29 protein-coding genes and 2 pseudogenes are annotated in these 24,417 nt (G+C 30.7%); 27 read left to right on the top strand and 4 right to left on the bottom strand.

From position 1 onward, the window contains the following. The first annotated feature begins 118 nt into the window (after nucleotides 1-118). From ACX6U0_RS06120 to ACX6U0_RS06060, 13 genes are all read left to right on the top strand, one after another. On the top strand, nucleotides 119-526 hold the full coding sequence (locus ACX6U0_RS06120) for a hypothetical protein (RefSeq protein ID WP_464959086.1): 408 nt from the start codon (nucleotides 119-121) through the stop codon (nucleotides 524-526). Nucleotides 527-600: 74 nt separating this feature from the next. Beyond that, nucleotides 601-1,302 (top strand): hypothetical protein, encoded by a 702-nt coding sequence (locus tag ACX6U0_RS06115; protein WP_464959085.1) that lies wholly within the window; start codon nucleotides 601-603, stop codon nucleotides 1,300-1,302. Between the two features lie 67 nt (nucleotides 1,303-1,369). Next, nucleotides 1,370-1,798 (top strand): NUDIX domain-containing protein, encoded by a 429-nt coding sequence (locus ACX6U0_RS06110; RefSeq protein WP_464959084.1) that lies wholly within the window; start codon nucleotides 1,370-1,372, stop codon nucleotides 1,796-1,798. Between the two features lie 166 nt (nucleotides 1,799-1,964). Beyond that, nucleotides 1,965-2,324 carry a hypothetical protein gene (locus ACX6U0_RS06105; RefSeq protein ID WP_464959083.1) on the top strand — a complete coding sequence of 120 codons (360 nt, stop codon included), beginning with the start codon at nucleotides 1,965-1,967 and terminating at the stop codon, nucleotides 2,322-2,324. Nucleotides 2,325-2,510: 186 nt separating this feature from the next. Next, nucleotides 2,511-2,747 (top strand): hypothetical protein, encoded by a 237-nt coding sequence (locus ACX6U0_RS06100; protein ID WP_464959082.1) that lies wholly within the window; start codon nucleotides 2,511-2,513, stop codon nucleotides 2,745-2,747. Nucleotides 2,748-2,973: 226 nt separating this feature from the next. After that, nucleotides 2,974-3,111, top strand: coding sequence for a hypothetical protein (locus ACX6U0_RS06095; RefSeq protein WP_464959081.1), 138 nt, complete (start codon nucleotides 2,974-2,976; stop codon nucleotides 3,109-3,111). A gap of 192 nt (nucleotides 3,112-3,303) precedes the next feature. Continuing rightward, nucleotides 3,304-3,543 (top strand): hypothetical protein, encoded by a 240-nt coding sequence (locus tag ACX6U0_RS06090; RefSeq protein WP_464959080.1) that lies wholly within the window; start codon nucleotides 3,304-3,306, stop codon nucleotides 3,541-3,543. Between the two features lie 88 nt (nucleotides 3,544-3,631). After that, entirely contained in the window at nucleotides 3,632-3,991 is a 360-nt protein-coding gene (locus tag ACX6U0_RS06085) for a hypothetical protein (RefSeq protein WP_464959079.1), read from the top strand. Nucleotides 3,992-4,176: 185 nt separating this feature from the next. Continuing rightward, a complete protein-coding gene (locus tag ACX6U0_RS06080) occupies nucleotides 4,177-4,773 on the top strand; it encodes a protein kinase (protein ID WP_464959078.1) in 597 nt (198 codons plus the stop codon). Nucleotides 4,774-4,971: 198 nt separating this feature from the next. Then, a complete protein-coding gene (locus tag ACX6U0_RS06075) occupies nucleotides 4,972-5,622 on the top strand; it encodes a hypothetical protein (RefSeq protein WP_464959077.1) in 651 nt (216 codons plus the stop codon). 146 nt (nucleotides 5,623-5,768) lie between these two features. Beyond that, nucleotides 5,769-6,569 (top strand): hypothetical protein, encoded by an 801-nt coding sequence (locus ACX6U0_RS06070; RefSeq protein WP_464959076.1) that lies wholly within the window; start codon nucleotides 5,769-5,771, stop codon nucleotides 6,567-6,569. Between the two features lie 126 nt (nucleotides 6,570-6,695). After that, nucleotides 6,696-6,986 carry a hypothetical protein gene (locus tag ACX6U0_RS06065; protein WP_464959556.1) on the top strand — a complete coding sequence of 97 codons (291 nt, stop codon included), beginning with the start codon at nucleotides 6,696-6,698 and terminating at the stop codon, nucleotides 6,984-6,986. Between the two features lie 239 nt (nucleotides 6,987-7,225). Further along, a complete protein-coding gene (locus ACX6U0_RS06060) occupies nucleotides 7,226-7,669 on the top strand; it encodes an NUDIX domain-containing protein (protein ID WP_464959075.1) in 444 nt (147 codons plus the stop codon). Between the two features lie 228 nt (nucleotides 7,670-7,897). Here the strand turns inward: ACX6U0_RS06060 and ACX6U0_RS06055 are convergent, their stop codons facing one another. Then, entirely contained in the window at nucleotides 7,898-8,059 is a 162-nt protein-coding gene (locus ACX6U0_RS06055) for a hypothetical protein (RefSeq protein ID WP_464959074.1), read from the bottom strand. Nucleotides 8,060-8,624: 565 nt separating this feature from the next. Between ACX6U0_RS06055 and ACX6U0_RS06050 the strand changes: the two genes are divergently transcribed. Together ACX6U0_RS06050 and ACX6U0_RS06045 are read left to right on the top strand one after the other, a co-directional pair. Then, nucleotides 8,625-9,767, top strand: coding sequence for a YhgE/Pip domain-containing protein (locus ACX6U0_RS06050; RefSeq protein WP_464959555.1), 1,143 nt, complete (start codon nucleotides 8,625-8,627; stop codon nucleotides 9,765-9,767). Between the two features lie 59 nt (nucleotides 9,768-9,826). Further along, a complete protein-coding gene (locus ACX6U0_RS06045) occupies nucleotides 9,827-10,357 on the top strand; it encodes a PadR family transcriptional regulator (RefSeq protein ID WP_464959073.1) in 531 nt (176 codons plus the stop codon). 117 nt (nucleotides 10,358-10,474) lie between these two features. Here ACX6U0_RS06045 and ACX6U0_RS06040 read toward each other — a convergent pair whose 3' ends face one another. Further along, nucleotides 10,475-13,969 carry a S8 family peptidase gene (locus ACX6U0_RS06040; RefSeq protein ID WP_464959072.1) on the bottom strand — a complete coding sequence of 1,165 codons (3,495 nt, stop codon included), beginning with the start codon at nucleotides 13,967-13,969 and terminating at the stop codon, nucleotides 10,475-10,477. 523 nt (nucleotides 13,970-14,492) lie between these two features. Between ACX6U0_RS06040 and ACX6U0_RS06035 the strand changes: the two genes are divergently transcribed. After that, complete coding sequence (locus ACX6U0_RS06035; protein ID WP_464959071.1) at nucleotides 14,493-15,146, top strand: PI-PLC domain-containing protein; 654 nt, start codon at nucleotides 14,493-14,495, stop codon at nucleotides 15,144-15,146. Between the two features lie 581 nt (nucleotides 15,147-15,727). Here ACX6U0_RS06035 and ACX6U0_RS06030 read toward each other — a convergent pair. Next, a complete protein-coding gene (locus ACX6U0_RS06030; protein WP_464959070.1) occupies nucleotides 15,728-16,588 on the bottom strand; it encodes a metallophosphoesterase in 861 nt (286 codons plus the stop codon). A gap of 430 nt (nucleotides 16,589-17,018) precedes the next feature. Between ACX6U0_RS06030 and ACX6U0_RS06025 the strand changes: the two genes are divergently transcribed. The 9 genes and pseudogenes from ACX6U0_RS06025 to ACX6U0_RS05985 all read left to right on the top strand — a co-directional run. Then, nucleotides 17,019-17,885: a L,D-transpeptidase family protein gene (locus ACX6U0_RS06025; protein WP_464959069.1), complete on the top strand. Its 867-nt coding sequence runs from the start codon at nucleotides 17,019-17,021 to the stop codon at nucleotides 17,883-17,885. 304 nt (nucleotides 17,886-18,189) lie between these two features. Next, nucleotides 18,190-19,617, top strand: a complete 1,428-nt coding sequence (locus tag ACX6U0_RS06020; protein ID WP_464959068.1) for a UDP-N-acetylmuramoyl-L-alanyl-D-glutamate--2,6-diaminopimelate ligase — start codon at nucleotides 18,190-18,192, stop codon at nucleotides 19,615-19,617. Between the two features lie 115 nt (nucleotides 19,618-19,732). Beyond that, nucleotides 19,733-19,987 (top strand): annotated as a pseudogene (locus ACX6U0_RS06015) (rod shape-determining protein); the annotation flags it as partial. Beyond that, the gene (locus tag ACX6U0_RS06010; RefSeq protein WP_464959554.1) at nucleotides 19,945-20,169 is read left to right on the top strand and encodes a rod shape-determining protein; all 225 of its coding nucleotides are present in this window, start codon (nucleotides 19,945-19,947) and stop codon (nucleotides 20,167-20,169) included. The pseudogene ACX6U0_RS06015 and the gene ACX6U0_RS06010, both read left to right, overlap by 43 nt. Next, on the top strand, nucleotides 20,118-20,249 hold the full coding sequence (locus ACX6U0_RS06005; protein WP_464959067.1) for a rod shape-determining protein: 132 nt from the start codon (nucleotides 20,118-20,120) through the stop codon (nucleotides 20,247-20,249). The genes ACX6U0_RS06010 and ACX6U0_RS06005 overlap by 52 nt, the downstream gene beginning before the upstream one ends. Next, nucleotides 20,224-20,370, top strand: a complete 147-nt coding sequence (locus ACX6U0_RS06000) for a hypothetical protein (RefSeq protein ID WP_464959066.1) — start codon at nucleotides 20,224-20,226, stop codon at nucleotides 20,368-20,370. The genes ACX6U0_RS06005 and ACX6U0_RS06000 overlap by 26 nt, the downstream gene beginning before the upstream one ends. A gap of 46 nt (nucleotides 20,371-20,416) precedes the next feature. Beyond that, the gene (locus ACX6U0_RS05995) at nucleotides 20,417-20,701 is read left to right on the top strand and encodes a rod shape-determining protein (protein WP_464959553.1); all 285 of its coding nucleotides are present in this window, start codon (nucleotides 20,417-20,419) and stop codon (nucleotides 20,699-20,701) included. A 57-nt stretch (nucleotides 20,702-20,758) separates the two neighbouring features. After that, nucleotides 20,759-21,460: a response regulator transcription factor gene (locus ACX6U0_RS05990; protein ID WP_464959065.1), complete on the top strand. Its 702-nt coding sequence runs from the start codon at nucleotides 20,759-20,761 to the stop codon at nucleotides 21,458-21,460. Nucleotides 21,461-21,532: 72 nt separating this feature from the next. Further along, nucleotides 21,533-21,696 (top strand): annotated as a pseudogene (locus ACX6U0_RS05985) (helix-turn-helix domain-containing protein); the annotation flags it as partial. A 174-nt stretch (nucleotides 21,697-21,870) separates the two neighbouring features. Here the strand turns inward: ACX6U0_RS05985 and ACX6U0_RS05980 are convergent. Then, a complete protein-coding gene (locus ACX6U0_RS05980) occupies nucleotides 21,871-22,032 on the bottom strand; it encodes a hypothetical protein (RefSeq protein ID WP_464959064.1) in 162 nt (53 codons plus the stop codon). Nucleotides 22,033-22,333: 301 nt separating this feature from the next. On the opposite strand from ACX6U0_RS05980, the gene ACX6U0_RS05975 reads away from it, so the two are divergent. Beyond that, complete coding sequence (locus ACX6U0_RS05975) at nucleotides 22,334-23,035, top strand: response regulator transcription factor (protein WP_464959063.1); 702 nt, start codon at nucleotides 22,334-22,336, stop codon at nucleotides 23,033-23,035. After that, nucleotides 23,032-24,405 (top strand): sensor histidine kinase, encoded by a 1,374-nt coding sequence (locus ACX6U0_RS05970; RefSeq protein WP_464959062.1) that lies wholly within the window; start codon nucleotides 23,032-23,034, stop codon nucleotides 24,403-24,405. Before ACX6U0_RS05975 ends, ACX6U0_RS05970 begins: the two co-directional genes overlap by 4 nt. The last annotated feature ends 12 nt before the right edge of the window (nucleotides 24,406-24,417 follow it).

Below are 24,417 nucleotides of genomic sequence, written 5' to 3'. Positions count from 1 at the left end.
GTTTTTATTAGAACTAAAAAGACGGAATGAATTCACATGCGAATTCATTCCGTCTTTTTAATTGGTAATAACATATGATTTGTAAAATATGTAAAAACTATTGGTTGAGGTGATTTAAATGTTTCTGTTAAAAATATATCTAACTGTAGGGCTTATAAATGGATATGCTTCCCTAAGTAACCAACCAGATATGATAAAAGAGCCAATCATCAAAAGTTTTAAAACGAATTATCCAATGGAAGGTAACTGGGCAAAAATTCCAAAAGGAACAAAGAGAATAACGTTTCAGGTCCAAGCTGAAAATACCGAAACTGTCTTATTCTGGCTCATACCAACTGGAACACAGACCTGGACCGAAAGAAAACTTATTGGTTATGATATAAAGGAAAGTGAAAATGATAATAAATTTTCACTTACATGGAATATAGAAAGACCCTATTTGCATGACCATCTACATATTCAAGCACTGGGTAATGGTATTGCGAATGATTTAATAAATTTATCTATGAATCGAAACGGAAAGTAAAATAATAACTTCCTTGTTGAACTAAAATGCTCGTTAATTGGATAAGGAATAGCCTACTGAAAGGTAATCAAACTATGAAACTTTTTAAGAGTAATCATAATTATTTTCAGACACAAAATTGTAACTCAGTTATTGATACACCTTTCGGAAAAATTGTTTTTGAATTAAAGGTTGATGAATACAATTTTTCTAATATCAATTCAAAAGTAGATTGTTTAAAGTTATCTAGCAGTGGCACTTTACTAAGTTATAACCACAATAAATTCATTGCTGAATTAGTTATTTGTGAACCTACTCATACAATTCCTAATCATATGAATGTTGAAAAGGTAGTTGCTGGAGTTTGGAGAATAAAACCTTTAGTTAATAATCTAAAATGTATAATTGAAACTAAATTAATACCAAAGAATTTAAATGATTTAGTTAGTGGACCTAATAGTGGCGAAGGATTTGATGCCATAACATTTGATTATGAAGAAAATCGAATGACATTAGGTACTGAAGATGGATTAACATTAATAAATCGATCAAATGATAAGGATTTAATGGCAAATCGATTTAGTTCTTTTAATCATGAATTTCCAGATTACATTATTGAGTATATAGATGAATACAAAGGACTTTCTGTGCGACTTGACGAACTTGATGAAAATGAAATTTCTCAAATTCACTTTGTAGTTGCCTGGAATAATAACGTTGAAGAATATGATAATTCGACATGGTTTACCGTAGACATGTCAGGTGATGAGATTCTAACTAAAGAAGGATTAATATAATAGCTTATTCAACTAACTGGCGCGTTAGTTAAATAAGTGTAATTTTCGATTATCGTGAGGTGAAACATTGAGTAATAGATCAAGAGCATTTGCAGCAATAATTGAGAATGATAATATCCTTATGGTTCACATAATTAAAGGTGAAAAGCACTTTTGGACATTGCCAGGTGGTGGACTTGAAAACCATGAGACATTCGAAGAAGCTGTAATTAGAGAAGTACAAGAAGAAGTTAATTTAAAGGTCAAGGTAATTAAACATTTATATACAAATAATTATGAGCATGGTGTTGAAAAGTGTTTCTTGGTACAAACACTAGAACGAAATTCAACACCTCAGTTAGGCTTTGACCCTGAATTACCGTTAGAACAGCAAGAGTTGAAAGAATTTAAATGGCTACCGATTAAAGAAATGGCAGATGATATCCAAGTGTCAGAGGTAATTAGAACTTTGGAATTATTGGTAGAGTGGTTAAATTCGAGTTTCTTATTGAACTAACTGGCGCGTTAGTTATAAAAGTATTAATACTAAATTACAGTATATTCTTACTAGTCGTTAAAGAAAGATGATAATTATTTTACAGTACTCCTATCCCGTAAATAGAAACTATATTATAATTTAGACTTCATACAAGAAGTCTTTTTTTTATTTGGGGGTACTTATCATGTCAGAAACATTAGAACTTAAAATAGAAAGTATTATAAAAAGCTTTGAACATAGAGTTACTACACTTCATGAGGAATATAAAAAGGAGCTACAGTTTGAAATAGAAACGAACTTAAATTTGGTGGACTTAACTGTATTTAGTTGGCAGGGAATTTATGCCTTAGAGATATCTGCTTTTTATGAAGTAAAAGAATTTAACATAAACGAAAATGAAGTGATAGAACACAAAATTGTCGAAAATACACTATTCAATAAATCTTCTGATTTAAAATGGATAAGGAATTTGGCTAAACAAGTTGCAATCATAATAAAAGAGAATCACGGTTTCGAATGTGATATTGATGAATTTATTAATTAATAGAATTTACCTTAGAATATCCTATAACAGTAAAGCGACTTCTACAGGACCAATTCAACTAACTGGCGCGTTAGTTGAAGTTCAAGAGCAGCCATTGACTGATTTATTATTTATGTATGTGGCAGGATAGTCGAACAAGGAATGTTATAATAATGTAAAAAAAGAGGGAATCATAGAGGAATCAACATGACTATTTTAATGATTATTTTTGCTATTTTTTCATTTATAGGTTTGCTATTTTTTTCATTTAAAAATAAAGAGTTTTATCAAAATGAAACTAGCCATGCAGATCCCGGTGATGTTTTAGGGGAAATATTTTTATATATTATTAATTTATTACCGTGGTATTTAAAAAAGCTATCTATGATGCTACTTTCCCTGGGTTTATGCATACTATGTATATGTTATTTTTTTAATGAGTAACGGATGGTTTAAGTGGGTTATAAATGAAGAACTTATGATCCTCACTCTAATACAACTAACTGGCGCGTTAGTTGATGAACAAGAGTCACAAATGTGGCTCTATTTTTGTTTCACTAACTGGCAAGATGGTTCAATAAGAAAAGGGATATTTAAATAATTAGTTGAATAATAAATTAAAAGAAACTTCCGCGGAAGAAAAAAGAGCGAAGTAAGGTGGTAAATTAATATGGATGAAAAAACATATAGAATTGTTAAAACACTTTGTTTATTAGTAGGCGTTGGTGCTTTATTTTACATAGGATCACAATTAAGTGATATTAAACAACATCTTTCAGATATAGCAAGTTTAATTGCAAACCAGTAAAAAAGACAGTTCATAATAAAGTATCTTATACAACTAACTGGCGCGTTAGTTGAACAAAGTTGGACTGCTTCGGCGGTTCTTTTTTTATTGCACTAAGAGCAGTTCAGTGGAATAAGAAAGTGTTATAATTATAACGAAATAGTGAAAAGAAATAACTAACTACTTGTTGGTGAAAAAAGGAGTAGAGATATAATGGAAGTTGGGAAAGGAATACTTATTTCAGGAGCAGTACTATTCGCTCTTGCATTTCCTATGGCTTTCTTTATAGGTGGAATGGCAACCGATGACCCTTATGGTCCTTGGTGGGCCTATTGGGCTGGATTCTTTTATATTGAAGGAATACCAACACTTATAATGTTAATTGGTATAATTATCATTGTTATTATTAAATGGAGGAAAAGAAAGATAACTATAGATAACAATTTGAACTAACGGATGCGTTAGTTCAATATGGATTAGCGTCTGTTAGATATTAAATAGATAAAATATTTTTTTGTAAATAAATAATAGGGGATAAAAAATGAATAGGTATGAAATCTTAGAATCAATAGTTACTAGTGTGGGTTTAATTATATTTTTAACTTGGCTTAAACTAGCTAATTCAACTTCAATAGAAATGTTGTTATTGGCTTTACTAATCTTCATTCTATTCGCAATACTAGTTAGTAGATTCTTTAAATACAATGCGAAGAAACAAAACATTGAACGAAATGAAAAGTGGTATATTTCTCTTTTTATATTTTTCATTGTAATTTTGTATACTGGACTGTTAAATAAATTTATATTAGGCTATACATTTTTTCACGATACATCATGGCTTGTTCCTGGATTTATAGGGGCATCAATTGGTTCATACTTCCGTAAAAAAAGATCGAGATAGTTAAATCATAGTTGGATAAGAAAATTTACTAATTCAAAATCAAAAATTTTCTTATTTTACTAACTGGCGCGTTAGTTGAACTACCTTAGAGCTGATTATTCAGCTCTTTTTTACATTCAAACAGGATATTCCTAGCAAATATCGAAGTAAATTTGTAAGATGCTTTAATTTAGAGGTGGATTCAAATGAATACTGAAATTGTCCAGAAATGGAATAAATATTGTGTAAATAAGAATTTCATTGGTTTAGGCTCAACGCGAAAGGTTTATCGTTTTGGTGATTATGTTATTAAAGTTAATGTTCACGCTATTGGATATCAACAATCTATAAGAGAACTTCAAATTTATGAACATATGAGATCTATTGGCTATGAACATGTATTAGCACCAGTATATTTTGTAAATGAAGAAGTATGTATTCAACAATACTACAATGAATTGCCTTTGTATGATAATCAAACCTTTGACATTAATGATAAAGAAGGATGGTGGAATTTTCCTAAACAATACAAGGAATGCTTGGAAGTACTCGACAAAAAGTTTGATTCATTTGATCTAAAAGATAGCAGTAATTATGGCTTAAATGATAAAAATGAATTAGTGTTGATCGATTACGGGATGAGTAGGAAAATATATAATCAAGAATGGGTACCAGCTGTTGAAAGAGGTGAAATCCCACAAATTGAAATACATGTATGTGTTAAATGTGAAATAAAGAAAGAAATAAGAATGTATGGTGAAAACGATACAGATAAGCGATGTATAATGTGTGGAAAAGAGTAGTTAATATTAACTTTTTACTACTTGGTTTATACAACTAACTGGCGCGTTAGTTGAAGATCATTCTGCTTAATTGCAGCTATTTTTTTTTGTAATATTAGGGTAAAAAAACTTAAATTCTAATAACCTAATTCTTCATATTTTCTATATAATTAAGTAGGTTATAAGATTAATGAACTTAGCGTTAAGGAGATTTACTAAATGCAAAAAAACATGATTTTACTTATTGATGGTGATAAATTACCGTCAAAAAGACATGTTGATAAAATAATTAATAAGTATGGATATTACTATCAACTTGAGCGTGTTAAAGATAATTTTAATGAAGCTGACTTTTTAAATATCACAATAGAAGAAAGGTATACGGGATTAGAACCAAGAAAAGGAATTTTTGGAACCACTGTACCTGTAAGAAAAATATATTTAACTAAATTCCTTAATATCTTCAAAACATTAAATTGTAATTTGTGTTTATGTAGGGATAATCATGAACACCCAATGGCAGTTATTCACGATAAAGAATTTGAAGGATATTGTTATTATTTTTCCCAAGAAAGAAAAAAGATTATTTTCATTGAGGACTACGGATTAGAAGAAAATAGTGTAAATATAGACGATTTATATAAAAAATTATTAGAAATGCCAGATATCGATATTCACAATGAAGAGTCATTAAAAAAGGTAGATTGGAACAAATTTTTACCAGAGAATAAACGGTATAGTGTTGAGAATCTCGAATGGTATAGACAAGCACCTAAAGAAAAACGATTTTTGATAATAGACGCTAATATCAATTCAAATAAAGTATTCAAACAATGGCTCAAGGAACTTATGAACTCGGGAAACAAGTAAACATTTTTATGTACTTAAGATAAACAGAAGTTATTGAGACACTTAATCTTTCTTTAAATTATAATGTTAATTTCTAATTGAACTAACTGGCACGTTAGTTCAATAAGTAAATGGTAAAGTGACAACAATGGAAGCGATGGTGCAGCATGGATACTATTGAGAATAAAAAATGGACAATTAATGGTTCAAAATCAGCAATCTCATTTGAAACGACTGGTGGAGGCGGTTGGAAAAAGTGGGATAGATATATTGCTATTGATGGAAAAAAAGCTTTTCATATTGGTAATATTTGTGGGACTTGTTCTTTTTTCTTTGAAAAGTTAGAAGGAGTAAATAAACCCAATCAAACATTAACTTCTCAAATAATTAGCACTACATTCCAAGAGGGTTTAACTCAATTAGAAGATGATTTTCTTTCAAAGGTATCTTTAATTCTTCCAAACGGAGAATATATAGTCTCCCTGAAAGACATAAAACCTAAATTTATTGAGTTAGGTTCAGATCAAGATTACTTCCACAATGAACAAGTTCAAGTATGGGGGATAGACAGCTTTTATGGATTACCACATTCTCCAAATATTAATTACTATCGTGGCATATCTAAAGAAATATCAAATACTTCCATGTTATTTGAGTTTTTTGTTCCTACGTTCCCCAAAAATTGGTTAGATGAAGATACTATAAAAAAATATAAATCAATTATTGCAGATGATAAGAAGCCAACAGCATTATCCATATCGGTTTTAGATATAAAAGAACCAGCTGACTTTGATGAAGATATAACACACACAGAACATTGGTGTTTAACACATTATATTATTGATGGTCATCATAAGGTGTACTCAGCATCTATACAAAATAAGCCAATTACATTGCTTTCTTTTTTAGCAAAAAAAGAATGTATTGCAAATAAAGGTGAGATAACAACCTTATTTAATTATTTATAAAAGTTTTTTTACAAATTAATTGAAAGTCTTGTTCAACTAACTGGCGCAATAGTACAATAAGCAATCAGATTGAGTGTTTAATTAAAAAACAAGAAAAGGGATGAAATATTGGATAAATCAAAATGGATACCATTGTCTAATATCAAAGATGATGAAGAAATATGGGCAGGGGCAAGAGTAAGATTATACGATGTTGGATTGAATTCAAGTGACAAAGAAAAAGATTACTATGAATTTATAATTTCTTACATTTACGATAATAATGACCATCTTCAATTAACCAATTTAACACCAGGCAAAGCAGGATATGTAACATTTGTTTTAGAAAAAGATTTACCGAATAACTTTGGATTAGGTAAAACTTTAAAATATTTGTTAGGTTTAGAAAATGCTTATATTAAATTTGAGTTTGAATAATTAAAAACTAAGGGAAGCACCTACTTTAATGTGTTTTCCTTAGTTTTATAGAATTTATCAACATTAAAGTTTAATAAAGAATAGTAAAGTTCTTGTTTAACTAACTGGCGCGTTAGTATGAACAACGATCGACGGCTTCGTCGGTCTTTTTTATTTTCTATTTGGAAGAATAGTTCAACAAGGGAATTAGGTATTGTAAGAAGAAGATAATTGTATAATTTAATTTAGGAGGTTGTGTTATGAATAGGCCTTTACTAAGAGCAGAAGGAATAATTTCAAATAGAGATAAAACAAAATTTCTTGTACAGTGCGACTTAGAAGAAACTTTTTATCGTCTACCTGGAGGAAGTATTGAATTTGGAGAACAAGCTTCTGATGCAATTATTAGGGAGTTAATAGAGGAATTTGATTTACAGGTATGTGTAGATGAACTTGTTTGTGTTAATGAGAATATTATTGAATATGAAGGTAGGAAAAGACACAACTGTACGTTAATTCATTGGTGCTCAATAAATAAGCAATTTAATTCTGTTATAATTCATAAGGAACTTAATGACGTAAAACTAATTTGGCGTACATTAGACCAATTAAAATTAAAACAAATTTATCCTGAGGGTATTCTTGATGTTATTGCTTCAAATAAAAATCATATTACTCACATAGTAATCGAAAAAGGATATTAATAACTTTCTTATTCAACTAAAGAGAGCAATAGTTCAAAAGCTGATCGGCTGCTTCGGCAGTCTATTTTTACGATTAGTCGATGGATATTTTTGAATTAAAGTGACGGTGAAAAATTCAACTACAACGGACATAAAAAAACTGTATCAAGAATTACTTAGTTAGTAATCAGTGATACAAGCTTTATATTTAGAAAAACGATGTCATATATATTTATTGTTTAGTGGTTTTTAATCTCGCATTGCTCCTGCCTCTTGGGAAGTCATTGCACCTTGTCCTTCGCTTACATTTGTTTGAATTTCTTGTTTTACTTTTTGTGCATCATCAGTTTTAGCGAATTCTGGACTCGTAATAGAATTCAATTTCTCTTTAGCTTGTTGATTCTGTTGCATAAAAGTCCTCCTTAATTTATCATTTAACAATCTTATTATGTACAAATAAACACTCGGTATACACTCAAGTACTTGAGCGAATTGCACTTAAAGTAAAGGAGGTTGATTATTATGAGGTTGATACTGGAGTTGCTGGCTTTTATTTTCCCCTTTAAGTCACTAATTCTTCAAGGCAGACAAAAAATAAAAACTCCTGTTGTCATTAAGTTGGACAATGGCGTATATAGGATGAACACTCGATCATCCTTTATGTAAAAATAGGGCAGATTAGTAGAAATAGAAACGATATATGTAAAAAGCATCACACCACACTACTTAGTAAAACAACAAAAATTTTTTATAATGTCAAAAAAGCATATGACATAAACGTTTAGAAATCTTAAAATCGACTAAATAGTCGATTTTTTTATTGCAATAAATACGCTAGTAGATGAATTCTTAATTGACAACGACTTTGAAATTAGTTATATTAACATTGTTAATATATACATTGTTAATATTGTTAGTGATGATATTATTATATAGATAATCTACGGTATAAGTAAATAATAGGAGGGGAACCAAAATCAGAAACCTATACGTAACCATATTAAAAACACCGAGTGTTATTATTGGTTTAATAACAGCAATAATTTTTCAGGTTCTGTTTAGCATTATCTGGCTTACAGGGTATGACCATGTTACTGAGCGAATTAATAAATTTAAAATTATTATTGTAAATAATGACTCAAAAGTTGGAGTTCAAATAACAAAGAATTTAGAAGAAAACTTAAAATTTAAAGTCACTCAGTCGTCAGATATAAAAAGTGCCATAAATAAGCTAGATGATCGTAAAGTTCAAATGGTTATTAATATACCTGAAGATTTTACTGTCACGCTTCAGAATAAAGAGAAAGCAAAAATTATTTATTCTTTAAATGAATCAAATCCAAGTATGCTCAAGGGAGTAATGCAAACAGTACAGGATAATGTAACGGCTACCCTTAATAAGGAAATGGTGAAGTTGGGATTACAAATTACTTTTGATCAAATGAATCTACCTTCAGATAAGTCTAATGAATTAGTTCAAGACCTTTCAGATCGTGTACATCCGGTTGTTAATAATATTAATAAGGTATCAAATTTTTCAAGATTGATGGTTCCAATGATGTTAGTAATGGCATCATTTACTGGTTCAATGTTATTTATTTTAGAAATGAATAAAGCGTTTAAAGCTTACAAAAATTTATACAATCGTTGGCAAAGGTTTGGGACAAGAGTTCTTTTAATAATAACGGCTACTATCCTGATTTCTACTTTTGGAACTATTATGGTTAATTTAATGGGAGTACATTCGAATCAAGGGTTTTTCACAATGTGGTTTTTTCAAATAATGTATGTACTAACTTTCTTATTTTTAGCCCAAGTTCCATTTTTTATTGTGAGTGATGCAGGTGGATGGGTAAATATCGCTATGTTATCGATTCAACTATTATCGTCCGGTACAACCATCCCAAGAGAATTATTATCAAGTTTTTATCAGACTATAAGTAACTTTTTACCAGCAACTTATGCAGTTGAAGGAATTATGAAACTGGTTACTGGTGGATCGTCTATTACTAGTGAAATAATTATGCTTTGCAAGATATTAATGGTTATTATTGTAATTACTTTAATACTAGTAAGTCTTCAAAGGGAGCATAAGAAAGAAAAAACTTTAACAGTATAAAAGTGGTATATGTTAATTTTAAAATTAGAGAAAGTTCAGAAATATTTGAGGTGTAAAAAATGAACATACAAAATGTTATTCTGGGATTTTTATTCGAAGAACCAATGAGTGGATACGATATTAAACGGATAATGCAGATATCTGTTGCACATTTCTTTGATGCTTCTTTTGGAGCTATTTATCCAGCTCTTAAAAGAATGGAGAAAGAAGGATTTGTTAAAAAGGAAATTATTCAACAAGAAGGGAAACCGAATAAAAATTTATATGTGATAACAGATAAAGGAAAAGAAGAATTTATAGAGTATTTGGAAAGTCCTATAAATCCAACTATTATGAGATCAGATTTTTTAATCCGATTATTTTTTGGAAAATTTACGAAGAAAGAAAATATAATTAAATGGATGGAAAACGAAATAAAGCATTTAAAACAAGAATTAGAAAATATATTAGATGTGCAAACAAATTCACCTGATACCGATAAATTTAAGAAAATAACAATTGAGTACGGTGTGGAATATTCAAAAATGACAATAAGTTTATTAGAAGCAAAAATTAAGATTTTAAAAGAGGAAGATCAAGTAAGATTGTAAAAGCAAATTTTGGTATGGATTCGACATACAACTTCAATTCTATGATAGAAGTGAACGACAAAACAAAAATTGAATCTAATAAAAAGTGGTTGGTACAAATACCAACCACTTTTTTTATTAATTAAGAATTAGTTTATATGGCATTGCGCTTGCATTTCCGTTAGAATCTTCAACTTTAATGTAGTAGTTTCCTTTTTTGAGGTTAACATTAAAGATTTCGTAGTCTCCATTGCTGTAATAGTCAGAAAAGGCGACTTGTTTTCCTTTTGAATTGTAAACTGTAATGATTCCGTCAAGATCAAATGGGACATCTAACTTGATTGTTCGTTTGCCATCACTTTTTTGAACTAATTTGTAATAGTCGGCATCCCCTTTGTTGTTAGTCATGTTAATATAGCCTACATTTGAATACTTGCCGGACTGGAATTTTAAGGAAAGAGGTTTAGATGGTACATTGTTTTTTACAATAGAACCAGCATCCTCATCTTTTGTTACTACTTCTTTTAATGTAAACGTATAAGGAATAAGACTTGTTGCTCTATTATCCCAGTTTCGTATTTTAAAGAAGTAGCCGCTTCCTTTTTTCGCTCGGAAGGAACCAATTTCAGGTTGATTATCGTATGAGAAATCTACGATAGAAACGTTATCTTCCTCTTTCTCTTCAAGTTTTCCATTTCCATTCGTGTCCTCGTAAATAAGGAGCACGGAGTCGAGGTCTCTTTTCAATTCTGTATGAGCCTTATTATACTTAATAGGAAGTGAACCAGGTTGTTCAATAGCACTATAAATACTTGTTTTATCTGGCTTGAAATAGAATGTATCAATATCACCAATGGATGATAAGTTGCCTACTATAGGTTTAGTAGTTATCCTCTTAGCTGTTTCAAATGTATCGTTATGCTCAAAGTTATCATTTGTATTTTTAAATGCAGTAGAAATTTTGAATTCATACGGATCAAAACTTGATCTGTATGATGATTCATTTAAAAGGATGTAGTATGTTTCACCTTTTTTTAGACCAATATTGAATGGATTTTTCCCTTTCAATCCTGTTCCATCAACCGAGTTCGTATCCAAGCTTGAGTATATAGTATCTAGATCATTAATTCGATCACTGTACTTATGAACAAGGGAAATTGGAACATTATGTCCTTCTTTATCTGTAAATTTCATTTCAAAAACAGAGTTATCTTTTGGTGTGAATTTAAACCAATCTTCATCGCCTCTGTACTGAAAAGAACCTTTATATGTTTTATCTGATTCAATAGGAATCGCTTTATCTTTTACCAAATCAAAATAACTTGTTAATTTATTAAATTTATAGTCCGGTTTTATGAATTTATCATAAATTTCCTTGTACTTATTAAAAAATCCATTTTCTTGTGATTTGGTATTTTCGTTTCTTTTTCCGGCTTGTGGGAAATTATCTTCATCCGGCGTAATATCTTTGATTTCAAAATCAACTTGATATGGTTTTTGAGAAGTATAGCTTCGTGTGAAATCAATCTCTTTCCCGATAAGTTGATCGTATTCACTAAGTAAAGGCTTGTTCGTCACCTCTAAAATATATTCCATCCCAGGAAGAGCGGTCATTGAAGCTGTCTCTGATTCACCGTATCCAAAAGATTTAAATTGATCAACAACATTAATACTTTCATGGATTGAGCCATCCTCGTTTACAACCTTATTAACCATATGTAGCCTAAAGGATGAATCCATACCTTCAACAGCAGATACGTGGAATTTTAATACTTTTTCTGGTTCCCCAATATTTCCGGGCACCTTAAAACGATAATAATCAGAGTCACCAGGAATAGGATTTTCTAGTCTTGACACTGAAGTCGATAATTCATCAGTGAAGTAGTTAGTAAGCGATGTTTTAAATGGAAGTGAGTCTAAGATAAAGGGATTTTCCATTGTATTACCATCATCATGAAGTTGATCTTTACGGCTTACAGTAAGTGAGTATTTAGATTTCCCATCTTCATTGTATTGTCCAAAGGAGTCTTTTAAAGCAATTACAATCGTACCTTTTTTCGGTGCTTTGAAGTATGAACCTTCAGCCATTCCAGCCTTACGATCATTAACATCTAGTCTATACTCGGGTGAATTTGCTCCTTCCGGATAAAATTGTAATTCGTATTTCAAATCATATTGAGTTTCACCTTGAAGACTTATCTGGACATTCTGATTCTTATCTACAGTAAACTTATAATAATCAATTTGTTCAAGTTTATTCAAAGCACCCGTAACTGTTGTTTCAGTTGATATTGTAAGGGGTTTTGCTTTTTCTAAAATCTGATCATCCTTTACAATAGATTGACCCGGAATCTTTTTAGGGTCAAAAGATAGAAGTTTAACAAGGTCGATCATTCCGTAACCATATTTTGCATCGAACCCTTTTTCCCCTAAATCTTTTGCAGTATGCGTTAAAATATAATTTACTTGATAAGGTGTGAGCTTCGGATATTTAGATAATAATAGGGAAACCGCACCTGTAACCATTGGAGCCGCCATAGATGTACCGCTCATATGGACAAATGTTGATCCTTTATCAGGTGAATAAACTGTCGAGTAAATGTTATTTCCAGGTGCTGTAACATCTACAGACGGACCGTATGTTGAAAAATTAGCCAATTTATTGTCCTTATCTGTAGCACCAACGCTTATGACACCATCATAGGCTGCTGGATATTGTAAATTTTCTGTCCCAGTGTTACCTGACGCAGCAATAATGACAATACCCTTATCAATTGCTTTTTCTACGGCATCTTTTAAGATAGGTGATGGACTAATAGAACCTAAGCTCATATTGATAACGTTAACATCTTGTCTAATTGCTTCTAGTATACCTTCAGCTACAACATAGTCAGTACCAAAATCAGATTTGTTAAACACGTCTATCGTTACTATTTGAGAATTTGGTGCGATTCCAAAGCCGCCTATACCGTTATTTTTTTCACCAGCAATTATCCCAGTAACATGAGTACCATGGGAATCAGGTATTCCTTTTTTAATAGGGTTCATTGCATTTTTATTAGCGATAATTTTATTAACAAGTTCAGGATGTTTCGTATCAATTCCAGTATCTATGACACCGACACGAATTTTGTTTTTCCCTGCTAATTTTTGTGCTTTGTCAACATTAAGATTATTTAGATGGTACTTTTCAGAGGCTTTTAAATCTACTGTTCCCAATCTTTTAAAAAGAGCACTTTTGGAGATTGATGTAACTTTTGGTAGCTTCGCATAGGCTTGGACTACTTTTTCAAGATCTTCAACATTCTTTACTTCAATCACATCATAGCCTAATGATGGTATTCTTTTAATTAGGCTACCACCGGACTTGCTATGCTCACTCTCAGAAATCGGCGAAGTATAGCTGATAACAAGTTGATTTTCAGAAAATTTCTTATCACCTTCATCAAATGAATTCACTGAATTGGAATTTTTCTTTATAGAGTTCCGATCCTTTACTAAAAGATCTAAATTTTGTTTCTGATTACCATGAACCTTTGTTTCAGCAAATGAAGCCATAGGTAGCTGAGCGGAAAGAGCTAGTGTTGCTGACATGCTGAGTACTACTAAGGTGTTAAAATTTTTCTTCTTCACAACATTTACCTCCTTGATTTTTTAAATAGGCCGCTAAATTTAGAAGGATGTTCGGAGAGATTGAGTATTACGTTTTTAATATTAATAATTTTCAGCCTATTTATGAATTTATAATACAAGGCTAACATACGACTATCAATACTCCATTTTTGATTAAAACAATCAATGTTTTTCCTTTTATAAAAAGTTTACTTATACCAATATGCGACATAGGAAATGAAATGTTGGTAGGATTTTTGAATATTCTGTTCAGGGATTATTTGAAATGCAGTTTAAATTAAATGCAATAGATAACGCAAAATATATCGATTATTGAAGTATATTAGGACAAATCAAAAAGAAAAATTGATTAATTTTTTATACCATTACTCAATTTGTTTTCATTTTGTAAAATATTTTACTAATTATATTAGTCATGTAAAAAGATTAAAAGGTTTGTAAAGAATTCTGTCATTTGATTGAAATTTTAGTTTTTTCATCTAGTATAAAGTTGGTAATTTACTATTTTGGGAGGTTAGAAACTATGAAAAAATGGATGGCTGTTTTAACTCTAGTGGCTTCTGTTTTCATGATTACGTTTACAGATGCTTTTGCCGCAAGTACAGGTAATTTATTATTCTCGAACCTACAATCTGTGGTTCCTCTTGCGAAAGCACACGCACATAATGATTACGAACATTCTCGTCCATTAATGGATGCACTAGAGCACGGATTTACTAGTGTAGAAGCTGATGTTTGGCTTATTGATGGAGAATTGCTTGTTGCACATGACAAAGAGGATATACGACCAGATCGAACATTGAAATCCTTATATCTTGACCCATTAATGGAACGAGTAAAAGAGAATAATGGATCTGTTTATTCAGGATATGATAAAGGGTTTACACTATGGATCGATGTGAAGTCTGAGGATGAATCAACCTATAGTGTTATCCATGAACAACTTAAAAAATATCAAAATATACTTACTAAGTTTTTACCTTCAGGAGTGAATCAAGGAGTCATTACTGTTTATATTTCAGGTAATCGACCGAGGGGGTTAATGGAAAATCAGCCAGTTCGGTATGCAGGTTATGATGGACGAATGAGTGATCTTGGATCAGATGCTTCCAATGAATTTATTCCAATAATAAGTGATAGACTTAGAAGGTTTACAGATATTCTTAATGAAAAATGAATCAAAGCTATCTGAAAATTTTAAAACCCCAAAAAATAATATTAAGTAATAGATAAAAGATAAATATTTTTTTCAGTGAATTTTAATAATATTACTTAGTTAAACTTAACTATATTTTTAAAAATTGAATTGCCAATACATAAAGTTTTTTGTATTACCGTATGCGTTGGTTAAACATCACACTTCTTCGGTAACTGCACCCCAATTGTTGAAACCACTAACATTTGGAGGTGCAGTTTTTATCTGTTTTTTTGAGGAATAATGACCTAGACACCTTTATTAGCAAGAAAAATATTCGCTCTAGCATGTCTAGAAAAGGTTTTAAATAATGATTTTATGAAAATTTCTTTAGCCATTTTAAAACAGAACTAATGTATATATTTTTTAAAAAATTAACCTTGAGGTTATCCATGTACTAATTTAATAAATACACTATATTAATAAAAATGAAATGTTTAGACAAAAAAGAAAAACGCAGCCGGAATGAGTGCCGAACTACGTTTTTTGCTAAGGTGATTTAGGTTAGAACTTTTTTACCAACTTCTCAACTAAATATATACAATACATGCGAAAACAAAAAATTAGTTATTGATTGATTTTAATGTCACAACAACTATTTCTGGTCGATTAAATATTCTTAGTGGAATGATACTGTTTCCAAGTCCTCTGCTAACAATCATAGTAGTTTGATCTAAAATATATTTTCCAGAAGTGTACTTTGGAAATAATCCCTGATTTGGGGCAACTAAACCACCGATAAAAGGAATTCTTACTTGACCTCCGTGTGCGTGACCTGACATTACTAAATCAAATTTATACTGTGCATAAAGCGAAAATAATTCTGGTCTATGTGATAATAAAATTTTAAAGTTTTTTCCTTCATCGAGTCCTTTAATCGAGTTCACAATAGCATCTTCTGTTACTCCTCTTTCGCTATAACTCTCACTTATTTTTGCTGGGTCATCAATTCCTACAATATTAATTACATCATTTCTATTTTTAATATGATCTGTGGTGTTTCTCATTACTTTTACACCTAAATTGATTAATTTACTTTCCAATGAGCTGAATTTTCCAGACCACCATTCGTGATTTCCTGTTACATAATAAATGGGAGCAATTTGAATTAATTCTTCCATCAATTTTAGACTTGCTTTTGCATTATACTTTTCAGAGTCTACCAAATCACCAGTAAATACAATTAAATTAGGGCTAATATTACTAACTTTTTTGACTAGCGTACTTTGATTTTTTCCAAAGGACTTACTATGTAGGTCAGATAATTGAACGATAGTAAAATCGTCAAAACCTGCTGGTACTTTTGCAGAATTTATAGTGGTTTCTGTTATAACAAGAGAATTATTCTGAAAATAAATGAAACATATCAAAAAAATAACTACAGTAAAAGTAATTGACAATCTATTTTTTATTTTCTTTTTCAATACTTCACCTCATTAATGTATTTTAGTCTAAATGAATATACCAAAGATTTAAGTTATGTTTTATGGATTTCGTAATATTTGATAAAAAAGACTCATTTATTTCATTTCTCTTCCTATTTCAAAAAGTGAAATATGTTATCTGTTTTTCCATTATCTGTAAATGAAATGGCAAATTAGTATTTTTTAAGACGACTTCTTAATAAAAAACAGCAACTTATTGTGTATAGCAAATAAGTAGCAATTTTGAAAGGCACTTAACGAGTGCCTATTTTATTTTTGTATGTTATTACTCAATTTATAAAAATATTGTCAATCTCCATACTTTCTACAATTTTGTTTTGTACATTTGTATTAGTTATTCAGACATTAGATTTTACGACCACGAATTTTGGTCAATTAATCTAAATTAATATAAACAAGGAGAGAGAAAATGGCTAAAAAAATACTAATTGTAATTTTTCTAGGGACGTTTTTATTCCTTTTACCTATAGCTAATGCATCAACTTTATCATCAAGTATTAGTAATCCTGAATTATCCAATTATATAGATAAAAGTAAAAATCAAAGCGGTTCTGTCAATATTCGGGTAATAGATCGAACTGCTCCAGCTATTCCAAAAGTTTTCTCTGTAAATGAAAAGGCAAATGAAATTAGTGGGAAAACAGAATCAAATGCTGTTGTAAAACTATATTTTAATAATAAATATGTTTCTAAAACGAAAGCATCTAAAAATGGAATTTATACGTTTAAGGATAGAAAGTTAAAAGCATTTATGGCTATTAAAGTAATCTCGGTTGACGCAGCGGGGAATCAAAGTAGACCTGCCTATAGTGAGGTCAAAAGCAACAGGCAAATTTCAAAGGGACAACTAATCATTATAAATTCCAAAACGAATAAACTCTCTTACTATAATAAAGGTATGCTTGTAAAAACTTTCCGTGTTGCTACAGGGAAAACATCAACTCCTACTCCTACCGGAAAGTTCGTCATATTAAATAAGGTAAAAAATAGACCATGGTACAAAGGAAATATACCTGGAGGTGCTCCGAATAATCCACTTGGTAAACGTTGGATGGGTTTAAGTGTTGGTAATTCTCCTGGGAACTCGTATGGAATTCATGGAAACAATAAACAAAGTTCGATTGGAAAATCAGTCAGCGCTGGTTGTGTTCGTATGCATAATGATGAAATTCAGTGGTTGTTTGATCAAATAAAAGTTGGGACAACCGTAATTATAGCTAAGTCTTCAAATTCAAATGGGCAAATCGCTCTATCATATGGTATATCAATTGCTTAGAATTCGAAAAACTCACTTTCTTCTTAAAAATGATTCTTTAACTGGTATCCACATTTAGCAAACCATTAAATGGTTTGCTTTTTTTGACATTCTAATTTTCCTTAATTTTCTATTAATGTAAGTGAGTATCGAATAGTGATTTATCTTGATTTATATTGTTAACTTTCAAACTTCATATTTTCTACAAATTTATTTTGTAACATTTGTAGTAGTTAATCAGACAAGAACACGTAATTGAAATATGAAAAGTAAACAGAGTAAATACGTGTTTAGTCATAATACGATTCAAAGGAGTTTGCAAAAAATGAAATTAAAAAACCTTTTAGATAATACAGATCAAATTTGTTTAAATGATGTTTTAGCAAATATGGATATAGCAGGGATATCCACAAATTCTTTAACTATAAAGCCTAATGAGATATTTGTTGCTATACCTGGATATAAAATAGATGGACATGAATTTGTCAACGATGCGATTGAGGGAGGTGCAATTGTAGTTATTGGTGAAAAGAAGCTAGAGAATTTATCTGTCCCATATATTCGTGTGAAGAATAGTCGATTAATTCTTGCAAAGATGGCTTGTCAATATTATGGAAATCCTTCTAAAAGTAAAATTATGATTGGCATTACAGGGACAAATGGTAAAACAACTACATCTTACATGATTAAAAATATTATAGAATCCTCTGGTCGTACTTGCTCACTTATAGGAACAGTAATGAATGTCGTGAATGGTGAAATATTTCAAACGAAAAATACAACTCCTGATGCAGTTGAGCTCCAAAAATTACTTGCATTAAGTAAGGATGAAGTAGTGGTAATGGAAGTATCTTCGCACGGAATTTCGCAATTTAGAGTTGCAGGAATAGAATTCGATTACTGTTTATTTACAAACTTAGATCACGATCATTTAGATTACCATCAAAGTATAAATGAATATTTTGCGGTAAAGAAAAATATGTTCAATCAATTAAAACCTAACGGAAAAGCCATTATCAATCACAATAATGCATGGGGGAGAGAACTAGCAGAACAACTTAAGTTAAATGGAACAGAACTGTATATAGTAGGTGACAATAGTGAACATGACCTTCAAATAGGTGAAAATAAAAATTTGAAAACCGAGATATTTGAAAAAGATACTCGCTTTGATCTTTTTATTAACATGCTAGGTGAACATAATGTACAAAATGCATCAATGGCTTATTTAACTGCACGGAAGTTAGGAATTCCAAGTAATGAAATTATTGAGGCACTAAAAACTTTTCCGGGAGTACCGGGTAGGTTCGAAATAATTAAACATCCAAAAGGAGCAAATATTGTTATTGATTATGCTCATACTCCTAATGCATTTTATGAATGTTTGCAAACAGCCAAGAAAAATGGTGCAAATAGAATTTTTCATATTTTTGGTTTTAGGGGAAATAGAGACAAAATGAAACGCAGATTTATGATTAATATCTCTAATATTATTAGTGACGTAAGTATCGTTACTCTAGATGACTTAAATGAAGTTTCATACCAAGAGATGGAAAAAACTTTAGCTAACCTTAGTCAAGATAACATTGTAATTCTTGATCGAACAATAGCGATAAAAACAGCATTGGCACAAGTTGATGAAGGTGATTGGGTTTTTATAACTGGTAAAGGACCAGAGACCTATCAGCAAAAATTCAAGTTGCCTACAAGTACTGATAAAGAAACAGTCCAATATTTAATTGGCACAAGTTGAATGCAACATCAAGGTACTGAATTAATTCGTTAATTACTAAAAACATTAAGAGAGGGGAGATAAAATGCTTGGGTTTATTGTAAAAGATATCGGAATTGATTAGGGTACATTTAATACAATTGTGTTAATCAAAGGAAAAGGGATTATCGTCAGAGAGCCTTCTGCTGTGGCAATAGATTTATTTACAAAAAAACTATTGCTGTTGGTAAAGATTCAAAAAAATGATTGGTAGCACACAAGAAATGTTGTTACAATACGCCCAATGAAAGGCGGTGTAATTGCTGACTTTGAAATGACTACAACTATGATTAAACACTATTTTAATGAATCTCAAAAACAAGGTGTTTTGGTAAAAAGCCAAATATTTTAGTAAGTGTACCTTTTGATATTACTGCTGTAGAGAAACGAGCTGTAATTAATGTAGCTAAACAATCTGGAGCAAAAGAAACTTACGTAATTGAAGAATCACTTGCAGCTGCATTAGGTGCTGATTTACCAGTTTGGGAGCCTACCGGAAGTATGGTTGTCGATATAGGTGTGGTACTACAGTAGCAGTTATTTCGCTAGGTGGATTTGTTTCGAGTAAATCCATAAGGGTTGCTGGTGATGAAATGGATTTGGCTATTCACTAATTTTCTTAGAAAACATTTAAATTTAATGAGTGGTGAGAGTACAGCTGAGAAAATTAAAATTGAAATTGGCTACTCGGATGAAAAAGATAGTATTCAATTCATTGATATTAAGGGGGCGTGACCTACTTACGGGTCTTTCTAAAAAAAGTTAAAATTAGCTCTGAAATATTCGAGATGCACTTTATGATCATGTATTAGCTATCATATATGCAATAAGAAATACTTTGGAAGAAGTCCCACCTGAATTAGCAACGGATATCCTAGATAGGGGAATTATGTTGACTGTTGGTGGAGCATTGTTAAAGGGACTGAATAAAGTAATTCGTGCTGAAATACAAATGCCAGTCTTTATAGCAGAAATGCCACTCGATTGTGTTGGTATTGGAACAGGTAAGGCATTTGAAAACATTCATTTATTTAATAAAAATACCAAATTGACAAAAAATTTTTAATAATAGGAATTAAAGCGACTTGATTTTACTAATAATTCTGTTAATAGGAGCACTCTTATGAAAAAAATATTAATTGTTGAAGATGAAAAGGATATGCTGAATTTGCTCAGCACTCATCTAGCATATGATTATAAAGTAATTGAAGCAAAAGATGGTGCAATTGCGTTAGAGCTTCTTAAAGAAAATACTTATGACTTAATTATTTTAGATATTATGCTCCCTTACGTTGATGGCTGGACGATTTGTAAAAAGATTAGAGAAAAAGATGATACTCCAATACTCATGTTATCGGCGAGAAGTGAACTTTCTGACAAAATTAAAGGTTTAGAAATCGGATCTGATGATTATTTAGTTAAACCATTTGATATTGGTGAACTGAAAGCAAGAATAATGGCCCTATTAAGAAGAGCAGAAAGAATATATAACCATTCTTTGAAAAGACATATTTCATATTTGAATTGTGAATTTGTATTACATTTTGAAAGTCGACAGTTATATATCAATCAACAAATTGTTGATTTGACCTCTAAAGAATTCGATCTAATTACTTTCCTTGTATCAGCTCCATCTCGTGTATTTACAAGAGAGGTTTTATTAGCTCATATTTGGGAATCAAATGAAATTAGGGATCTTAGAATTGTTGATACTCATATAAAAAATATTCGAACTAAACTAAGGAGAGTTGAGAAGGATATTAAGTTTATTCAAACAGTTTGGGGAGTTGGATATAAAATGAATATCAATGAGGAACTGGCTTGAGGTTAAATAGAGTTGAACGAAATAAAGATTAAGAATTAAAGTAAAATGATTTCTAAGATAAGGAAGAAGAATGAATCATTAATTACTCAAATTTGGGGATATAATTATGATGGATTTGACTTTACTTTAACAGCACATATGCGAAATGTCCGTCAAAAATTGGGTAGAAAATCAAAATACATTACTACTTTACTACTGTTGTTCGTGTAGGTTATAAATTTGAGGTTGGGAATTAATGCAAAGGAAGATTGTTTTCCAACTATCTTCTCTTACATCTTTTATGCTGTAAGATAATTGCTATTATGTTCATAAGACAATTTTTTGTTATCCAATATTTTTGATTCTGTTTCTTTAACTATAGACTTACCTTTGGATGTTTTCCTTAATTTCTACAGGCTTTGTAAGTCCACTTATTTTATCTCTACAGGCTTTGTAAGTCCACTTGTTTTAATCTCTACAGGCTTTTGAACTTTATTAACAGATTCTTTTGGTGTTTGTGAAGCGTAAGCACTTCCTGTACCCGTAAGTATTATTGCTGAAACACAGAATAATGCTATCCTAGTTTTAAGCATTCTTTTCACTATCCTTTTATTTATTTGTGTTGCACATTTAAAATAACAAAATTGTATAAAGAAAAAATTAAGTTGAAATAAAGATAATATAAAGATGATATAAAGAATTTAAGTATTGGTATCCAATAAAGCATGACCAACAAAAAGGAATTTAGAGGAAATACAAGGAGAGAAATTACATATTAGAGTTGGTTATGAAGGAGAAAATGCAGAACTTTCAAATTAACAATTAATAGAATGTTAAATCTTGGTAAAGATTATAACTAAGACACAATATTAGGGGAGAAGAAGGGTTTAAGAAGTGAAAACTATATTAATTGTAGAAGATGAAATGTACATGCTGAATTTGTTAAATATTCATTTAAGTAATGAATATATAGTTGTAAATGCTAAAGATGGTGCAGTTGCTTTGCAGTATATTAATGAGCATTTGTATGATTTAATCATTCTGGATATTATGCTTCCATATGTAGATGGATGGAAGCTTTGTGAAAAAATAAGGGAGAAGAGTGACACACCTATTCTTATGCTTACTGCTAGAACAGAGTTATCTGACAAGGTTAGAGGCTTAGAAATTGGTGCTGACGATTATTTAGTCAAACCTTTTGAGTTTGATGAATTAAGGGCAAGAGTTAAGGCGTTGATAAGAAGGACACAGCAGAATAAGAATAAAACAGATTCTAAAGAAATTGTACTATATGAAGGTTTACTCCGTTTAGATCTAGAAAGTAGACGATTATTTATTAATAATCAATTTGTTGAGTTGACTGTGAAGGAATTCAGCCTTTTATCTTTACTTGCCTCTTCTTCTTCTAGGGTATTTACAAGGGAAATTTTGTTGGATCAAATTTGGGAAGATAACGAGATCAGGGATTTACGTATTGTGGATACGCATATTAAAAATATAAGAACGAAATTAAAAAAAGTTGAAAAAGACATTAAGTTTATAAAAACAATTTGGGGTGTTGGGTATTCATTACAAATAAAAGAGGAACTAGTATGAAACTTAATAGTATCGGAATAAAAATAGGATTAACCATTATGCTTCTATTTTTAGTTGTTCTTTTGCCGCTTGGATTTTTTATTGATCGGATTTTTCTACAAACATATTCCTCACAGGTTCATCAAAAAGTAAATGAACAATCCCGAGATTTAGTAGAGCAGCTAAGCAAACTACCTGAGTCTGATCCCAACTTTTATAACTTTTTAAGCATTATCGTGGGCCAAGAAATTGTAGTGTTTAATTCCGAAGGTAGAATCATTTCTAATTCAGTTTTTGATTTTAAAAAAGGGGCGCTTATTCCTAAAAAATTACTTAATAAAGTGAGGGAAGGGAAACACTTTGAACGGGATTATTACAAACAGGGAACAAATGATCATTACGTTTTAATTGGCCGACCCATTATTCAAAATAGGAATTTCAATGGTGGATTATTAGTTTTTTCTACTATTAATGAAATGCCTGACATAAGAAATTGGATTATTAGGTCAATTGTTGGAGCCATTATACTTGCCTTAGGGGTTACCATTTTTGTATCAAAAAGGATGTCTAAACCACTGATTGAAATGGAAAAAGCTACAAGAGAGATTGCTAAAGGAAATCTGAAAACTAAGGTGCAAATCAAATCAAAAGACGAAGTGGGTTCGTTAGCACAAGCAATAAATGATTTAAGTATAGAATTAAATAATTATCGTACCAATCGAAGCGAACTTTTAGCTAATATTTCACATGAACTACGTACCCCAATATCTTATTTAAAGGGTTATGCACAATTAATTATTAGCCATAATTATCGGGATGACAATGAGCTTGAAGAATACTCGGGAATAATTGTAAAAGAATCGGACAGGTTAGCGAAGCTAATCCAAGATTTATTTGAGCTTTCCAAGATGGAAGAGGGCCAAATTAATTTGTATCTTCAACCTATCGATATTGAAGATATTATCGAATCGATCCTACAGAAAGTAAAACTAAAGGCATTGAAAAAAAATATAAATCTAGTATTTAATGTAGTAAAGGAATTACCATTAATTGTCTCAGATGGTTCAAGAGTAGAACAAATCATCATAAATCTTTTAGAGAATGCAATCAATTACACCGAAGCAGGTGAAATCGTAGTTACAGCCACATATACAAAGAATTCGATTACTGTTTCTATAAAGGACACAGGAGTAGGCATTGCTGATGAGGATCTTCCTTTTATTTTTGATAGATTTTATAGGGTTGAAAAGTCGCGATCAAGAGAAATGGGGGGCACTGGCTTAGGACTTGCCATAGTGTCCCAGTTGGTAAAACAACTTCAAGGTGATATTACAGTTAAAACCGAGCTTGGAAAAGGTACTGAGTTTCTTTTATCATTACCTTTAAAGTAGTGTGAGAATTAC

It is taken from the genome of Gottfriedia sp. ABJ_BB2_2 (assembly GCF_055484705.1).
Note: the sequence above shows the minus strand (reverse complement) of the source record. Positions and strands in the feature narration are given on the sequence as shown.

Bases quoted from the DNA above. Each gene is read 5' to 3' on its own strand.
- ACX6U0_RS06100 (WP_464959082.1), top strand. From the start codon at position 2,511: ATGACTATTTTAATGATTATTTTTGCTATTTTTTCATTTATAGGTTTG.
- ACX6U0_RS06020 (WP_464959068.1), top strand. From the start codon at position 18,190: ATGAAATTAAAAAACCTTTTAGATAATACAGATCAAATTTGTTTAAAT.
- ACX6U0_RS06115 (WP_464959085.1), top strand. From the start codon at position 601: ATGAAACTTTTTAAGAGTAATCATAATTATTTTCAGACACAAAATTGT.
- ACX6U0_RS06080 (WP_464959078.1), top strand. From the start codon at position 4,177: ATGAATACTGAAATTGTCCAGAAATGGAATAAATATTGTGTAAATAAG.
- ACX6U0_RS06120 (WP_464959086.1), top strand. From the start codon at position 119: ATGTTTCTGTTAAAAATATATCTAACTGTAGGGCTTATAAATGGATAT.
- ACX6U0_RS06025 (WP_464959069.1), top strand. From the start codon at position 17,019: ATGGCTAAAAAAATACTAATTGTAATTTTTCTAGGGACGTTTTTATTC.
- ACX6U0_RS05970 (WP_464959062.1), top strand. From the start codon at position 23,032: ATGAAACTTAATAGTATCGGAATAAAAATAGGATTAACCATTATGCTT.
- ACX6U0_RS06000 (WP_464959066.1), top strand. From the start codon at position 20,224: ATGAAATGGATTTGGCTATTCACTAATTTTCTTAGAAAACATTTAAAT.
- ACX6U0_RS06090 (WP_464959080.1), top strand. From the start codon at position 3,304: ATGGAAGTTGGGAAAGGAATACTTATTTCAGGAGCAGTACTATTCGCT.
- ACX6U0_RS05990 (WP_464959065.1), top strand. From the start codon at position 20,759: ATGAAAAAAATATTAATTGTTGAAGATGAAAAGGATATGCTGAATTTG.
- ACX6U0_RS06055 (WP_464959074.1), bottom strand. From the start codon at position 8,059: ATGCAACAGAATCAACAAGCTAAAGAGAAATTGAATTCTATTACGAGT.
- ACX6U0_RS06085 (WP_464959079.1), top strand. From the start codon at position 3,632: ATGAATAGGTATGAAATCTTAGAATCAATAGTTACTAGTGTGGGTTTA.
- ACX6U0_RS06105 (WP_464959083.1), top strand. From the start codon at position 1,965: ATGTCAGAAACATTAGAACTTAAAATAGAAAGTATTATAAAAAGCTTT.
- ACX6U0_RS06045 (WP_464959073.1), top strand. From the start codon at position 9,827: ATGAACATACAAAATGTTATTCTGGGATTTTTATTCGAAGAACCAATG.
- ACX6U0_RS06070 (WP_464959076.1), top strand. From the start codon at position 5,769: ATGGATACTATTGAGAATAAAAAATGGACAATTAATGGTTCAAAATCA.
- ACX6U0_RS06075 (WP_464959077.1), top strand. From the start codon at position 4,972: ATGCAAAAAAACATGATTTTACTTATTGATGGTGATAAATTACCGTCA.
- ACX6U0_RS06035 (WP_464959071.1), top strand. From the start codon at position 14,493: ATGAAAAAATGGATGGCTGTTTTAACTCTAGTGGCTTCTGTTTTCATG.
- ACX6U0_RS06095 (WP_464959081.1), top strand. From the start codon at position 2,974: ATGGATGAAAAAACATATAGAATTGTTAAAACACTTTGTTTATTAGTA.
- ACX6U0_RS05980 (WP_464959064.1), bottom strand. From the start codon at position 22,032: ATGCTTAAAACTAGGATAGCATTATTCTGTGTTTCAGCAATAATACTT.
- ACX6U0_RS06060 (WP_464959075.1), top strand. From the start codon at position 7,226: ATGAATAGGCCTTTACTAAGAGCAGAAGGAATAATTTCAAATAGAGAT.